The sequence below is a fragment of the Rhodovulum tesquicola genome (assembly GCF_024128855.1).
GTDB classification, from domain to species: Bacteria; Pseudomonadota; Alphaproteobacteria; order Rhodobacterales; family Rhodobacteraceae; genus Rhodovulum; species Rhodovulum tesquicola.
The window spans coordinates 76,303-91,376 of record NZ_JAMYDV010000001.1 but is presented as its reverse complement, the minus strand read 5'-3'; the positions used below and the strand labels follow the sequence as shown (position 1 = coordinate 91,376).

Below are 15,074 nucleotides of genomic sequence, written 5' to 3'. Positions count from 1 at the left end.
GATTTCAGCGACATTGCGTTCCGTCCGGTGCACATTCAGGCACACACGGAGCACACATGGGGCTTGTCTTGAAATACGTCGAACGGACCAAAGCGGGAAGCTGGCAATACCGCCGGAGGGTTCCCAAGCAGGTCGCAGAGGTCATCACCAAGCGCGAGTTCAAGAAGAAGCTGGGCGACTCCAAGAAGGAGGCCCTTGCCGCCTATCCGAGGTTCCACGCCGAGGTGGAGCGGGAGATTGCCAAGGCCCTGCATCAGGTCGAGCACGGCGAGGCAGCCGACCGAGGCAAGGCAACAGAGCGGGAGGCGTATCAGGTCGCCCTTGCCCGTGCCGCCGAGTTGGCACCGGACGGAACCGCTTGGATCACCCGTGAGGCGATCATTGAACGCATCGCCAGCCGCTACCGACAAGACCCCGAGACGCTTGACCCCATCGGCGCGACGGACGTTGACCGGTTGACCATCAACCTTGTTCGGAATGGCGAGAGGGCGACGGCGCGGCCAGAGCCCACGCTTGAGGACGCCAAGCGGTTCTACATCAAGGAGCGCATGGGCGGAGATGAGGGCGACACAGGGGTCGCTCATCCCCCGCGCCTCACACCCGCACCAGACCCATGCGCACGGCAGCGCCGAAAGACACCTCGGGATGACCCGGAACGGTGATCCGCCATTCCTTCGACAGGCGGTCCTGGCGGATCATCTTGCGTTCCGCCGGGGTCATGCCTTCGACCATCTCAAGGAAGCCCTCGGGGTCCGTCTGGGGCATCTTCGCCAGCCGCTCCACGGCGACCCGGCCAAGTTCCTTCATGCGCTCTGCATCGTTCTGGATCGCGGCGTGGCGGGCTTGCCGCAGTTCCTCGTCAGTCAGGGTCTCGCTCAGCGTGGCGATGGAGGCCCCGACCTCGGACAGGGTGGCCTCGGACTGCGCCACATAGCCCGCGTAGACCTTGGCGACCATTTCCTCGGTCACGCCTTCGGGCATCCCCTCAGCGGTGGGGATTTCCCCGTGGTCGGCGGCATCGTGAAGGGCGCGGTCCACGGCATGGGAGCCGAGGGCCTGATCCGCGCCTTGCAGGATTTGCCCGGCCTCGTCGGCGGCGGCTTGCCATTCCGCCTCTGTCCGGCTCGCGGCCTTGTCTTCGGTGTCAGTCTGGTCGCCCGCCGCGTTCGCTTTCTCAGTCCCCGCGACGGGCTGTTCAAAACCCTGTTCGGGCGTCCAGCCCTGGGGCAGCAGACCACCGGCAATGGCGGCGTCAATCGTGGTCTCCCCGAAGCCGGGGATCATCACATGACCGGGGCGCAGTTGCGAGGGGACATAGGCCGTCCTGGCGCGATAGTCGGTCAGCGACTCGATCTGCCCGCCACGGAGCCTGATCTCGCCTTTCTGGGCGATGATGATGTCGGCCTTCACGGCATTCGGATCGGGCCTGTTGGGGTTCCTCGCCTCAAGCTCTTGTTGCCATTGGGCGAGTTGGTCGGCGCTGGGGGCGTCCGACATGTTCATTTCGATGAAGTCAGCCATGATCTTGGTCTTTCCTCTGGGGTTGTTGATGATGATTGGAGAGAGGGGACGCGGTAGGTGGGGGCACCTCACGCGGCAGCACATGGGACCGCTTGGGCACCAAGCCGGGCACCTCGTGCATCCCCGTGTAGGCAGCATGTATTTCACCCATTGGGGCTGCTGTCCGATGATAGGCCCTAATCACCCGAAGGTGGTCCGAAGGGTGTCAGAAGGTGGAGCCCACCTCCCCCGTCCTCCCCTCACCCCCCTAATCATGGTGTCAGCGCATTGCTGAGCGGATCAAGACCACCGCAGCCACTGGCGTTCACGAGTCCTCAGCAGCCCCGTAGAGGGCCACCAAGTGGTTCCGGCAGGTTTGGTAGCGGCGGGCCGCAGGTGGCCCTGTGTGGGCCGCTCAGAGTCGCCGTGGAGTGCCCTCAATAATATCCCAAGGTTGCATTCACCGACTCGCGGCAAGGACGCTCACAGCAGGATCGCCGCTTCGGTGTCGGCTTCGCGTCGAACGGGCACCTCTTGAGATTCTTGTGGAGCCGGAAGACTTTGACTATCAGTTCACGGAATCACCTGACCGGAGGTTGTCATGAAGAAGTTGTTGTTTATTGTTTTTCCGATGGGATTGGCTGGGTGTATGTCCCCAACTTCTCCGGTCCAAGAATACGCGTCTGCAAACTCAATTTCGTTGCGTTACAGTGCCTATGATAGCGTGCCGACACTCACCGCAGAGGCGCGCGACATGGCGATCGCGCATTGCGCTAAATTTGGAAAGTTCGCAAACTATCAGGGTGGGAACGCTGCGAATGCACTTACCGCAGAAGAAATCCACCGGTTCGCGTGTGAAAGTAGGAAGGCCGACGATAGCGCAGTTATTGCCGGGCAGTCAAAAAGACCCGGATACATATTTATCGATTAGTCCTTCCGTGAAAGTCTTGTTTCTCGCTGTTTTTCAGACAGATAGAAGCAAGTCCTTTCCAGAAGTTCGCATTTCGTGCCCGCACTTACTATTGGGCATCTTCGGTCGTGCTCTCACATTCGCTCAGGATGCGATAAACACTCGCCCTGGCGATGCCCACGCGGCGCGCAATCTCGGTCCCGCCCACGCCCTCCCGGTGCAGCTTCAAGACCTCATCAGCCTTCGCCCGTGCCGTGGGCTTGCGGCCCTTGTATTTCCCGGCGGCCTTGGCCTTGGCGATGCCCTCCCGCTGGCGCTCTAGCATGATCTCGCGCTCAAACTCCGCAACGCCGCCCAGAACGGTGAGCATCAACTTTCCCGTGGGGGTGCTGGTGTCTATGCCCATGCTGAGGATGCGCAGCGCAGCGCCGCGTTCGGTCAGGGTGTCGAGGATGTTCAGAAGGTGGGCCACCGACCGGGCCAGCCGGTCCAGCTTGGTGACAACCAGCGTGTCGCCCTCGCGGACATAGGCCAGCGCCTCGGCCAGCTTCGCCCGCTCTTTCACGTCCACCGATGAGACCTGTTCCACGAACAGCCGTTCGCACCCGGCAGCCCTCAAGTCCCGCTCCTGCCCCTCTAGGCCCGCTGTCTGGTCCAGCGTCGAGGTGCGCGCATATCCGACAAGCATCGTCCCGCCTCCTGCGTCTCGGAATGTGTCTCACAAGGTCTAGAACGTGATAGGCCGCGCTGTCTCAGAATGTCAAGGCTATTCCATTGGGACAGATTTCCGGGCAGCCAGAGACGACTCACTAGGGCAAGACCTGTGGGACAGAAGGAGGCAGCGCGAGCGTGGCGCGAAGGTGGTCCGGTGCGAGTGTCGCGCGGGAGTTCCGGGGGCCGGTGGGTGGGCCTCAGAGGCCGGGGACGAGGCGCGTGGGCGAGATGTCCGGCCAGTTTCACCGGGAACGCCACCCCCACGGGGGGACGCGCGGAGCATCAACCGTCGAGTTCGGGGGCTGAGGTTTTTTCGTCAAAATATGGATGACCTAGCCCAGCCCGCTACTGTATATAGCGTCCAAGGAGATTCGAAATGGCTATTGGTAACAAATGGGCTGGCAAGCTCTTTGGAACAAACACGGGCAATCTGTATGCCACTCTAGAGGGCGATGAAGATGCTCTAAAGGGCAGGATTCACCTGAACGATCCCGTTTTCGGGCTGGTGGTCTACGGGATCACTGCCACATTTGACGGCCAAATTCTTACCCTTCAAGGCGAACCTGAGAAGCAGATTGAAGGGGTGGAACTCGGCAATTTGCAAGCGACTGCCGAGCTGAACTCAAAAGGAGAACTTGAGGGGGAATGGAGCACGAACATCGGTTCAGCGGGAACCTTCATCCTGTTCCCACATGATCGCAAAAGCATAGCGGAGAAAGAAGACAACGCAGAACAGGAGCAACTTCACACCGCTCGCCATAACTTTGGCGCGGTTGCCGTAGATCGGGGTCAGCTCACGGAGCTTGCCGAAGAAGTGCAGCGTGACTTCAAGCACACACAAGTTGTTGTCACCGTTCTGGCGGGCACTGAAAAATCGCGTTTTCTAGAGGATTTTAAGAAGGCTCATTTCAAAGATCAGCGTGTGACGATATTCAAGATCTATGCGCGGGAGCGGCAAACAGTCGGAATTGATCGCATTGCAGTCATCGAGTTTGGTCCCGAAGTCAATTTTGCGATGACGCAAGGCGCAGACGAGGCTTGGGTATTGGGTATGCTGGAGAAGCTCAAGAACAGCGTTGAACCGCTGGAAAGGAAATACGCAACCAGCTTCAAGAAATTTGGCTTTGGTATAAACCAAGTCTTGCTCGTTGGTGCGGTGATCTATCTTCCTAGCCTAACAGAGTTGGAACTTCGAGCTGCGCTCATGATCGGGGTTCTTGCCATTATTGCCGCCGTAACATGGGCGCACAGTAGGTATCTCCCCTTCGCGGCACTTTTCCTCGGCAACAAGCCGAAGAGCTTCTTCACGAAGGTTTTCCCTAGTGCCCTATCGTGGATCATTGCCGTCACCTCGGCAGTCGCGGCAACTCTTCTCGCAACCTACCTACAAGGTTTGCTCCCCATAACCCCTTAAGAAGCTTGTTGCGGATCAATCAACACACCGCTACGCTCGGCACACAATTCCACCACGCGCGGCACACAAGCCGGGCAGCCGGGTTGAGCGCGTGTCGCGCAAGTTGTTGGAAGTAGGGCAAAATATGCGCCGGTCAGAGGTTCGATTTTGACTGAGCGTCCCTCTCCTGGGCACCATAAATCCCCGAAGAAAACGACACCCAAGGCGGACAGGCATCCCCTGTCCTGTCGAGGGTGACGCCTGCCTGCGGCCTCGGCGAGGCGGCGGCCTTTCCGCGCAGATCCATCCACCCGCGAAAGCAGCGGCAGGTCGGCCGTTCGGCGTGTGGCCTAGACCGCGCGCAGTCGCGCTGTTGCATCGGCGTCCCGGTCGGGGGTGCCGACGAAACCGTCCTCCGGCGACGGAGCGCAGGCCGTCTCTGCGCAGAGCGGTGCGCAGTCGGCCGGGCGATGCGCCTCGATCGCGGCGAGGATGTCGCTCTTGCGCAGCGGTTTGGTCAGGCAGGCATCGAGGCCCGCGGCAAGGATGTCCTCGGCATCGCCCTGCAGCGCATGCGCGGTCAGGGCGACGATGGGCACGCCCAGATCGCCATTCTCGGCCTCGATCCTGCGGATCGTTCCGGTGGCCTCCTTGCCGTCGCAATCAGGCATCGAGATGTCCATGAAGATCAGGTCCGGCCGGGCCTCGCGAAAGGCCGAGACCGCCTCGTGGCCGTTGGCGGCAAAGTGCAACTCGACATTCAGCCCCGCGACCATCTTGCCGAGAACCAGCCGGTTGGTGCGGTTGTCCTCGGCCGCGAGGATGCGCATGGGGCGCTCGATGACTGCGGGTCCGGGGGGCGCGGGGGCCTGCACCGACGGGGCCAGGGTCGAGATCGCCTCGTAGAGTGCGCGGCGCAGCACCGGCTTCTGCAGGACCAGATCGAGGCCCGCCTCGGCATTCTCGCCGGTTCTGCCCAGGCAGGCCGGGTTCGAGGTCAGCATCAGGATCGGCCCGGCATGGCCCGACTGTCGCAGCGCCCGGGCAAAGTCATAGCCGTCCATGCCGGGCATCCGGTGGTCGGTGATGATCAGGTCGGCATCGGCGGCGGCCCCCAGCGCGGTTTCGGCGGTCACATGGCAGGTCACGTCCAGACCGAGCTGCGACAACTGGCGGTCCAGGATCGTGCGGTTCACCTCCTGGTCGTCGACCACGAGGACGCGACGGACCGAGGCGGTCTCGGGTGCGGGCAGCGATTCGTGGGGTTCGGCGACGGGCAGGGGCAGGCGGAAGCCGAAACACGCCCCTTCGCCCTTTTCCGATTCCAGCCAGATCTCGCCGCCCATCATCTCGATCAGGCGCCTTGTGATCGCAAGGCCCAGCCCGGTGCCCTCGAACTTGCGGTTCTGCTGGTCCTCGACCTGGTTGAACTCGCCGAAGATGTGGTCCTGCATGTCGCGGGCGATGCCGATGCCGGTATCCTCGACGGTCACATGGACATGCTGAAGCACGCCGCCCTCGGCGTCGAAGCCGACGACCCGGATCAGCACATGCCCTTCCTCGGTGAACTTGACCGCGTTGCCGATCAGGTTGGTCAGCACCTGCCGGACGCGACCGCGGTCGCCGACGAAACGCGTGGGCATGAACATGTCGTAGTCGATCAGGACGTCGAGATTCTTGTCCCGGGCAGGGGCCTGCAACAGCATGACGATCTCGTAGATCGTGCGTTCCAGGTCGAAGGGCTCGGGGTGCAACTGCAGCTTGTCGGCCTCGATCTTGGAATAGTCCAGCACGTCGTTCAGCAGGCTCAGAAGCGCCTCGCCGGATTCCCGGATCGTCTGCGCGTAAAGCCGCTGTTCCTCGGACAGTTCCGTCTCGCATAACAGTTCCGCCATGCCGACCACGCCGTTCATCGGCGTGCGCAGCTCGTGGCTCATGTTGGCGAGGAAGGCGGACTTGGCGCGGTTGGCGGCCTCGGCGGCGACGCGGGCGCGGTCCAGCGCCTCTTGCTGGCGCTTCTGCTCGGTGATGTCGACGCGCAGCCCGACCAGCCCGCCATCGGGGGTGCGTTCCTCGAGGATGCGCAGCCAGCGGCCATCGTCCAGGCGCTGCTCGATCATGCCCTCGGGGCGCTGGTGACGGTTCATCCGCTCGGTCAGCCAATCCTCCTCGCGGCCCAGCGCCTCGGGATACTGGCCGTGTGCCAGCCCGTAGCGCAGGATGTCCTCGAACCTTGTGCCGGGCCGCATGATCGGGGCGCTTCCGGCATAGAATTCGCGGTAGCGGTCGTTGCACATCACCAGCCGGTCGTCATGGTCGTAGAGGACAAATCCGTCCGGGATCGCCTCGACCGCGGCCCACATGCGCATCATTTCGGTGATGTTCATCGACAGGCACACCATGTCCCCCGAGGGCGTTCGCCTGTCCATGAGCTTGACGTAATCGCCGCTCCACAACCGGATCACCCGGGTCGGCACCGGGTCCAAATGCCAGCGCGTCAGGAATTCCTCGATCCAGCCCGGCGCGTCATGCTCGCCGATATCGACGATCCCTTCCTCGACGCACAGGCGTATGATCTCGTCATATCGCACGCCGGGCACCACCGCCTCCAGCCCGTCGAAGACCGACAGATAGGCGCGGTTGGCGATCACCAGCCGGTCCTGGGCATCGAACAGCGCAAAGCCGTCCTTGACGGTTTCCAGCGAATCCCAGAGCCGCTGCTTCACGACATCGGCCTCGAGCGAGACCTCGGCAAGTTCGGTCAGGACCTGGGTGTTCTGGCCGCGCAGGTCCTCGGCGGTCTGGCGCGTCTCCGTGATCTCTTCGGAGAGGTGGAGCGCATGCTGGGACAGCCGGCGGTTCGCCTCGAACAGCTCGCGGCTTTTCTGGTCGAGCAGGCGTTCGGCGGCCAGCCGCTTGCGCCGCTCGGTCGCCAGTTTCTCGGTCATGTCCATGCGCGGATTCTCCACGGGTTTGCGCAGTCTGGTCGGATCGAGGTGAACAGCCGATTAACGGCGACGGAGGAATCGTTGCCATCCGCGGCAGGCCCGTGCCAGCATCCCGCAGCGAGGCGAATTGCAGAAGGAGACCGCGATGCGCCGGTTTGCCGTCCTTTTCTGTCTGATCTTCCTTGCCCTTCCCGCGCTGGCCCAGCCCATGCCCGGCCCGGTTCCCGACAAGCGGCTGGCGATCTCGCGCGATGTGGATTTTCCCGGCGGCGATCTGCGCGCCCTGTTCGATTCGGATTTCGAGGCCTGCGCGCGGGCCTGCCTGACCGATCCCGCCTGCACGGCGCTGACCTTCAACACCCGCTCGAATGCCTGTTTTCCCAAGGCGGCCGCCACCGGCAGCGTGCCCTATCAGGGGGCTCTGTCGGCCCGCGTGCTGCGCGCCGATCCGGCGGTTCTGGACGGCGTTGCCGCGCGGGTGGCCGAACTGGACTTCCTGAGGCCCGAGGATCTGGCCGCCGCGCGGATGGCGGCTGAGGCCCTGTCGCGGCGCCATCATGTGAATGAACGACCCATTGAGGACTGGCTTCAGGCCGCCACCGAGGCGCGCGCCGCAGGCCGGATCGCCGAGGCGCTGGGCTTTACCGGCGCGGCGCTGGTGCTGGCCGATACCGGCGCGCTCTGGGCCGAATATGCCCGCCTGACGCTGGCCCAACCCGCCCAGAACGCCGAGGCGCGGCGCAATGCGCAGACACGCGCGCTGTCGGCCGCGATCAACGCCCATCTGCGCAGCGCCGCGCCTGCGACGCGCGCGCAGGCGCTGGTCGTGATGGCCGAGGCGCTGGAGGCCGTGGGCCGCGGGCGCGAGACGGTTCCCGCGCTGCGGCTGGCCCAGGCGCTTGCCCCGCGCGAGGACATCGCCGAACGGCTGGACGCGGCGATCGCGAAGCACGGTTTCCGTGTGGTCGAGACCGAGGTGGAAAGCGACGCGCCCAGCCCGCGCATCTGCACCCGCTTTTCCGAACCGCTCGCCCGCGGCGCCGATTTCGCGCCCTTCGTGCAGCTTCCGCAGCCCGGGCTTGCCGTCACGACCGAGGATGACTGGCTGTGCGTCGCGGGCCTGCGCCACGGCGAAAGCTACCGGCTGACGCTGCGCCCGGGCCTGCCCGCCCAAAGCGGCGAGGTTCTGGCCCGCCCCGTGGAACTGACCCAATATGTTCGCGACCGCCGCCCTTCGGTCCGCTTCCCCGGCCGGGCCTATGTGCTGCCCCGCACGGGCGAAGCGGCGCTGCCCGTGGTGAGCGTGAACACCGACCGGCTGGACTTGCGGCTGCACCGGATGTCCGACCGCAACCTGTTGCGCGCGATCCAGGACGGCTATTTCGGCCGCCCCCTCTCGCCCTGGCAAGAGGATGCGTTCTCGGGCGACATGGCCGAACAGGTCTGGGCCGGCACAGGCGAGGTGGGGATTGAGCTGAACCGCGACGTCACCACGCGCCTGCCGCTGGCCGAGGCGATCGCCGGGCTGCCCGCGGGCATCTATGCGCTGCACGCGGCGATCCCCGGGGCCGATCCCTATGACCGTCCGGCCGCCACGCAATGGTTCGTGCTGTCCGATCTGGGGCTGGCCACGATGGCGGGGACGGACGGGCTGCATGTCTTCGTCCGGTCGCTGGCAAGCGCCGAGCCCAAGGCGGGGGTCACGGTATCGCTGATGTCGCGGGCGAACCGGGTTCTGGGAACGGCCGTAACCGATGCAGCGGGCCATGCGCAATTCCCGGCGGGACTGATGCGCGGGCAGGCCGGGGCGGCGCCCGCGCTGGTGACCGTGCAGGAGGGCGAGGGCGATCTGGCCTTCCTGTCGCTGACAGAGCCCGAATTCGACCTGTCCGACCGCGGCGTAGAGGGGCGCCCGCCCGCGCCGCCCATCGACGTCTTCCTGACGACCGAGCGCGGCGCCTATCACGCGGGCGAAACCGTGCGCGCCACCGCACTGGCCCGCGACGGGCGGGCCGAGGCGGTCGAGGGGCTGCCGCTGACCGCGATCCTGACCCGGCCCGACGGGGTGGAACATGCCCGCGCGCTGTCCCCGGGCGGCGTGGCGGGTGGCCATGTCCTTGCGCTTGGCGTCGCGGCAACCGCCCCGCGCGGCACCTGGACGCTGGCCGTTCATGCCGAGCCCGACGCGCCGCCGCTGGCCACGCAGAAGCTGCTGGTCGAGGATTTCCTGCCCGAGCGGATCGACTTCGAACTGTCGCTGGCCGAGGGGCCGCTGCGCCTGTCAGACCGGCCGGTTCTGGGCGTCGCCGCGCGCTATCTTTTCGGCGCGGTGGGGGCCGATCTGGCCATCGAGGGCGAGGTGCGGCTGGCGGCGGTGGACAGCCTGCCCGCCCATCCCGGTTTCCGCTTCGGCCGCCATGACAGCCGCGTCGCGCCGCAGCTTGCGGTAATCGAGAACGCGCCGCGCACCGATGCCGAGGGCCGCGCCGTCCTGCCGCTGGCCTTCCCCGGGATCGAGGCCGAGGGCAAGCCGCTGGAGGCCGAGATCGTGCTGCGTCTTGCCGAAGGCTCGGCCCGTCCGGTCGAACGCCGCCTGACCCGCGCCCTGGCGCCCGATGCGCCGCTGATCGGCATCAGGCCGCTTTTCGACGGCGTCGTGGGCGAGGGGGCAGAGGCCGGGTTCGAGCTGCTCGGCCTCGGCCCGGACGGGACGCCGCAGGAGATGCGGATCGACTGGGCGCTGAACCGGGTCGAGACGCGCTATCAATGGTACCAGATGCATGGCGACTGGGCGTGGGAGCCGGTGACCACCCGCAGCCGCGTCACCAGCGGCGAGGTGGTGCTGGAGGGCGGGCGGTTCTCGCTGGATCTCCCTGTCCAGTGGGGCCGCTACGAACTGGTCGTCACGCGCGCGGACGCCCCCTTTGCCGAAACGTCGGTGGCGTTCGACGCTGGCTGGTATGCCCCCGCCGACACCAGCCGAACCCCCGACATGCTTGAGGTCGCGCTGGACAAGCCCGCCTATGCCCCGGGCGAGACCGCGACGCTGAGGATCGTGCCGCGCGCGCCGGGCAAGGGGCTGGTCACGGTGATGTCGAACCGGCTGATCCACATGCAGCCCGTCGATCTGGTCGCGGGCGAAAACACCGTTGCCCTGCCCGTGACGGACGAGTGGGGGGCAGGGGCCTATGTCGCGGCGACGCTGATCCGGCCGATGGATGCCGAGGCTGGCCAGAACCCCGCCCGGGCGCTGGGTCTGGCCCATGCCACGGTCGATCCCGGCCCACGGCGGTTGCGCGCGGGCTTCGAATTGGCAGCCGAGGCCCAGCCCCGCGCACCGCTGGACGTGGCGCTGAAGGTCGAGGGCATCCGGCCGGGCGAAACCGCCCATGCCACCATCGCCGCCGTCGATCTGGGCATCCTGAACCTGACGGGCTTTGCCAGCCCCGATCCCGATGGCCATTATTTCGGCCAGCGGCGGCTGGGGATGGGCCTGCGCGATGTCTATGGCCGCCTGATCGACGGGATGAGCGGCGAGATGGGCCGCGTCCGCTCGGGCGGCGATGCCGGGGCCGGTCTGCGGATGCAGGCGCCGCCGCCGACCGAGGATCTGGTCGCGCTGTTCGAGGGGCCGGTTCAGGTGGGGCCGGACGGGTATGCCCGCGCCCGCTTCGATCTGCCCGCCTTCAATGGCACCGTGCGGCTGATGGCGGTGGTGTGGTCGAAGACCGGGCTGGGGCAGGCCGAGGCGGACATCCTTGTGCGCGACCCGGTGGTGTTGACTGCCAGCCTGCCGCGCTTCCTCGCCCCCGGCGACCGCAGCCGGCTGTTGCTGGAAATCGTGCATGCCACGGGTCCGGCGGGGCGGATGGGGCTGTCGGTGACGGGCTCGGGCGTCACGCTGGACGCGGCGGCGATCCCGCCGGACCTGGAGCTTGCCGAGGGGGGCAAGGCCACGCTGTCGATCCCCGTGATCGCGGGCGAACCCGGCCTTGCCGAGATCGCCGTCACGCTGACCACGCCCGATGACCAGACGCTGACCCGGCGGCTGGCGCTGCCGGTCGAGGTGACGGACCCCGAGGTGTTGCGAACCTCTCGCTTCACGCTGGCCGATGGCGACCGGTTCACCGCCGATCAGGCGATCTTCAGCGGCTTCCTGCCGGGCACGGGGCGGGCGACGCTGGCCATCGGCCCGATCGCGCGGCTGGATGCGGCGGGGCTTCTGGCCGCGCTCGACCGCTATCCCTATGGCTGCACGGAACAGGTGGCCTCGGCCGCGCTGCCGCTTCTGTATCTGGACGAGATCGCGGTCGCGATGGGGCTGGGGGCACGCGAAGACCTGCGCGCCCGCGTGGATCAGGCCATCGCCGCGGTGCTGGCCAATCAGGCGCCGAATGGCAGTTTCGGGCTCTGGCGGCCGGACGCGGGGGATTTCTGGCTGGATGCCTATGTCACCGATTTCCTGAGCCGGGCGCGCGCAAACGGTTTTGCTGTTCCCACCCATGCCTTCCGCGCGGCGCTGGACAACCTGCGCAACCGCATCGCCTATGCCCCCGATTTCGACGAGGGCGGCGAGGATATCGCCTATGCGCTGATGGTGCTGGCGCGCGAGGGGGCGGCGGCCATGGCGGACCTGCGCTATTACGCCGATGTCAAGGGCCGCGCCTTTGCAACCCCGCTGGCCGCCGGTCAACTGGGCGCTGCGCTTGCCGCCTATGGCGATCCGGTGCGGGCCGAGGCGATGTTCACCCATGCCGCGGGCCGGATGGGGGTGCGCATTGGGGCCGAGGAACCACCGCTCTGGCGCGCCGATTACGGCACCGACCTGCGCGATGCCGCCGGGCTTCTTGCGCTGGCGGCAGAGGCGGGCAGCGCGGCGGTCGATCGCACAATGCTGGCCGATTACGTCGCCGCGCCGGGCCGCGCGCGGTCCACGCAAGAGGCGGCGTGGACGCTGCTGGCCGCCCATGCGCTGATCGACCGGCCGGGGGCGGCGGGCTTCACCCTGAACGGCGCGCCGCTTGACGGGCCGCTGGTGCGGCTGTTGCGCGACGGCGACGCCCCGGCGGTGATCGGAAACGGCAGCGGCGCGGATGAGGTCCTGACGCTGACCGCGTTCGGCGTGCCCGAGGTTCCCGAACCCGCCGGCGGCAACGGATTCGCCATCACCCGCCGCCACTACACGCTTGATGGCGCGCCCGCGACGCTGGATGCGGTGCCCGCCGGAACCCGGCTGGTCACGGTGATCGAGGTCACGCCCTTCGCCCCGACCGAGGCGCGGCTGATGGTGGCCGACCCGCTGCCCGCAGGCTTCGAGATCGACAACCCGAACCTGATCCGCGCGGGCGATATCCGGGCGCTCGACTGGCTGGACGTGACCGAAGACGCCGCCCATACCGAGGCACGGCAGGACCGCTTCCTGGCCGCGGTCGACCTGCGTTCCGATGCCCCGATCCGGCTGGCCTATATCCTGCGCGCGACCGCACCGGGCAGCTATCGCCACCCCGCCGCCAGCGTCGAGGACATGTATCGCTCCGACCGCCGCGCCTGGACCGATGCGGGCCGCGCCACGGTCAGCGAATGAGGCGCCTGCCGCTGGTCCTGGTCGCTGTGCTGTTCATCGGCGCGGCGGCGCGGGATGCGGCGGATCGCTGGATCGCGGCAACCGACCTGCCGGTTCTTGTGGCCGAAAGCTCGGCCGAGGTGCTGGATCGCAACGGGGTGCTTCTGCGCGCCTATACCGTGGCCGATGGGCGCTGGCGGCTGGCGACCAGCCTGGATGCGGTGGACCCGGGCTATCTGGCCATGCTGATCGCGCGCGAGGATCGGCGGTTCTACCGCCATCCGGGCATCGATCCGCTGGCGCTGCTGCGCGCGGCGGGGCAGGCGGTCCGCCATGGCCGCGTCGTCTCGGGTGGCTCGACGCTGACGATGCAGGTGGCGCGGTTGCTGGAGGACAGCGGAACCGGGCATTGGGGCGGCAAGCTGCGGCAGATGCGGGTCGCGCTTGCGCTGGAGCGGCAGGTGGGCAAGGACGAGATCCTGACGCTTTACCTGAACCGCGCGCCCTTCGGGGGCAATCTCGAAGGGCTGCGGGCGGGCAGCCTGGCCTGGTTCGGCAAGCCGCCCCGGCGGCTGACACCGGCCGAGGCCGCCCTGCTGGTCGCGCTGCCCCAGGCGCCCGAGGCGCGCAGGCCCGACCGCGATCCTGCCGCCGCCCGCACCGGGCGCGACCGGGTGCTGGCGCGCATGGCAAAGGCGGGCCTGCTGGGCGCCGAGGAACTGGCCACTGCCATCCGCGCCCCCGTCCCGACGGCCCGCCACCCCTTCCCGGCGCTCGCTCCGCACCTTGCCGACAGGGCCCGCGCCGCCGATCCGGGCGCGGCGCTGCACCGGCTGACGCTGGAGGCGGGGTTGCAGGCCCGGCTGGAGGCGCTCTTGCGCCGCATTGTGGCTCCGCTCGGCCCCGCGGTTTCGGCCGCGCTGATCGTCGCCGATCACCGCACGGGCGAGATCCTCGCCCATCTCGGCAGCCCCGATTTCACCGACAGCGCGCGGGCGGGCTATGTCGACATGACCATCGCGCCCCGCTCGCCCGGCTCGACGCTGAAACCGCTGGTCTACGGCCTTGCCTTCGCCGAGGGGCTGGCCCATCCCGAGACGCTGATCGAGGATCGCCCGACCGCTTTCGGCACCTATCGGCCCTCGAATTTCGACGGGGCCTATCGCGGCACGATAACGGCGCGCGAGGCGCTGCAATCCTCGCGCAACATCCCCGTCATCGCGCTGGCCGAGGCGCTGGGGCCTGCGCGGCTGGTCGCGGGGCTGGAACGTGCCGGGATCGCGCCCGCGATCCCCGGCGGGGTGCCGGGTCTTGCCATCGCGCTGGGCGGGCTGGGGGTGACGCTGGAGGACCTTGCCCGGCTCTATGCCGCGATTGCGAATGGCGGGCGCGCGGTCGGGCTGCACTGGCAGGCCGGCGCGGGCGCAGCCAACCCCGGCCCCCCGGTCCTGACGCAGGAGGCCGCCTGGCAGGTGGCCGATATCCTGCGCGGCACACCGGCACCGCCCGCCGCGCCGCCGCGCCGGATCGCGTTCAAGACCGGCACCTCCTTCGGCCATCGCGATGCCTGGGCGGTGGGGTTCGACGGGGCGCATGTGATCGCGGTGTGGATGGGTCGACCGGATGGCACGCCGGTTCCCGGCACCTTTGGCGCCGACAGTGCCGCACCGCTTCTGTTCGAGGCTTTCGCGCGGCTGAAACCCGCCCCCGATCCGCTGCCGCCCCCGCCGCCGGGCACGCTGATCGCGGCCAATGCCGACCTGCCCCAGCCGCTGCGCCGCTTTGGCACCGCACAGGGCACCGGACCACGCCTTGCCTTCCCCCCCGACGGGGCCACGCTGGCCGCGGGGCTTGACCTCTTGCCCATCCGGCTGGAAGGCGGCACGCCGCCCTTCATCCTGCTTGTCGACGGTGTCCCGGTCGCGACCGGCCTGCGGCTGCGCGAAATCCAGCTGCCCGCCCCGGGTCCGGGCTTTTCCACCCTGTCGGTGATCGACGCCACCGGGCAGGGCGCGCGTGCCGGCATCCGTCTGGCGCCCTGAGCCG

The 15,074-nt window shown here is 67.5% G+C and carries 8 protein-coding genes; 5 read left to right on the top strand and 3 right to left on the bottom strand.

The window, feature by feature from the left end:
• The first annotated feature begins 56 nt into the window (after positions 1 to 56).
• Positions 57 to 662 (top strand): DUF6538 domain-containing protein, encoded by a 606-nt coding sequence (locus tag NHN26_RS00365; protein WP_253087554.1) that lies wholly within the window; start codon positions 57 to 59, stop codon positions 660 to 662.
• Here NHN26_RS00365 and NHN26_RS00360 read toward each other — a convergent pair.
• Positions 595 to 1,521: a hypothetical protein gene (locus NHN26_RS00360; RefSeq protein WP_253087553.1), complete on the bottom strand. Its 927-nt coding sequence runs from the start codon at positions 1,519 to 1,521 to the stop codon at positions 595 to 597. The two genes, NHN26_RS00365 and NHN26_RS00360, sit on opposite strands and share 68 nt — an antisense overlap.
• Before the next feature lie 580 nt (positions 1,522 to 2,101).
• On the opposite strand from NHN26_RS00360, the gene NHN26_RS00355 reads away from it, so the two are divergent.
• Positions 2,102 to 2,431 (top strand): hypothetical protein, encoded by a 330-nt coding sequence (locus tag NHN26_RS00355; RefSeq protein ID WP_253087552.1) that lies wholly within the window; start codon positions 2,102 to 2,104, stop codon positions 2,429 to 2,431.
• Positions 2,432 to 2,519: 88 nt separating this feature from the next.
• Here NHN26_RS00355 and NHN26_RS00350 read toward each other — a convergent pair whose 3' ends face one another.
• Entirely contained in the window at positions 2,520 to 3,098 is a 579-nt protein-coding gene (locus NHN26_RS00350; RefSeq protein WP_253087551.1) for a recombinase family protein, read from the bottom strand.
• A 402-nt stretch (positions 3,099 to 3,500) separates the two neighbouring features.
• Here NHN26_RS00350 and NHN26_RS00345 point away from each other — a divergent pair, with 402 nt between their 5' ends.
• Positions 3,501 to 4,538, top strand: a complete 1,038-nt coding sequence (locus tag NHN26_RS00345; protein WP_253087550.1) for a hypothetical protein — start codon at positions 3,501 to 3,503, stop codon at positions 4,536 to 4,538.
• Positions 4,539 to 4,867: 329 nt separating this feature from the next.
• Here NHN26_RS00345 and NHN26_RS00340 read toward each other — a convergent pair whose 3' ends face one another.
• Positions 4,868 to 7,471 carry a hybrid sensor histidine kinase/response regulator gene (locus tag NHN26_RS00340; protein WP_253087549.1) on the bottom strand — a complete coding sequence of 868 codons (2,604 nt, stop codon included), beginning with the start codon at positions 7,469 to 7,471 and terminating at the stop codon, positions 4,868 to 4,870.
• 139 nt (positions 7,472 to 7,610) lie between these two features.
• On the opposite strand from NHN26_RS00340, the gene NHN26_RS00335 reads away from it, so the two are divergent.
• Both NHN26_RS00335 and pbpC read left to right on the top strand, forming a co-directional pair.
• Positions 7,611 to 13,049 (top strand): alpha-2-macroglobulin family protein, encoded by a 5,439-nt coding sequence (locus NHN26_RS00335; protein ID WP_253087548.1) that lies wholly within the window; start codon positions 7,611 to 7,613, stop codon positions 13,047 to 13,049.
• Positions 13,046 to 15,070 (top strand): penicillin-binding protein 1C, encoded by a 2,025-nt coding sequence (pbpC, locus tag NHN26_RS00330; protein ID WP_253087547.1) that lies wholly within the window; start codon positions 13,046 to 13,048, stop codon positions 15,068 to 15,070. Before NHN26_RS00335 ends, pbpC begins: the two co-directional genes overlap by 4 nt.
• Positions 15,071 to 15,074 lie beyond the last annotated feature (4 nt).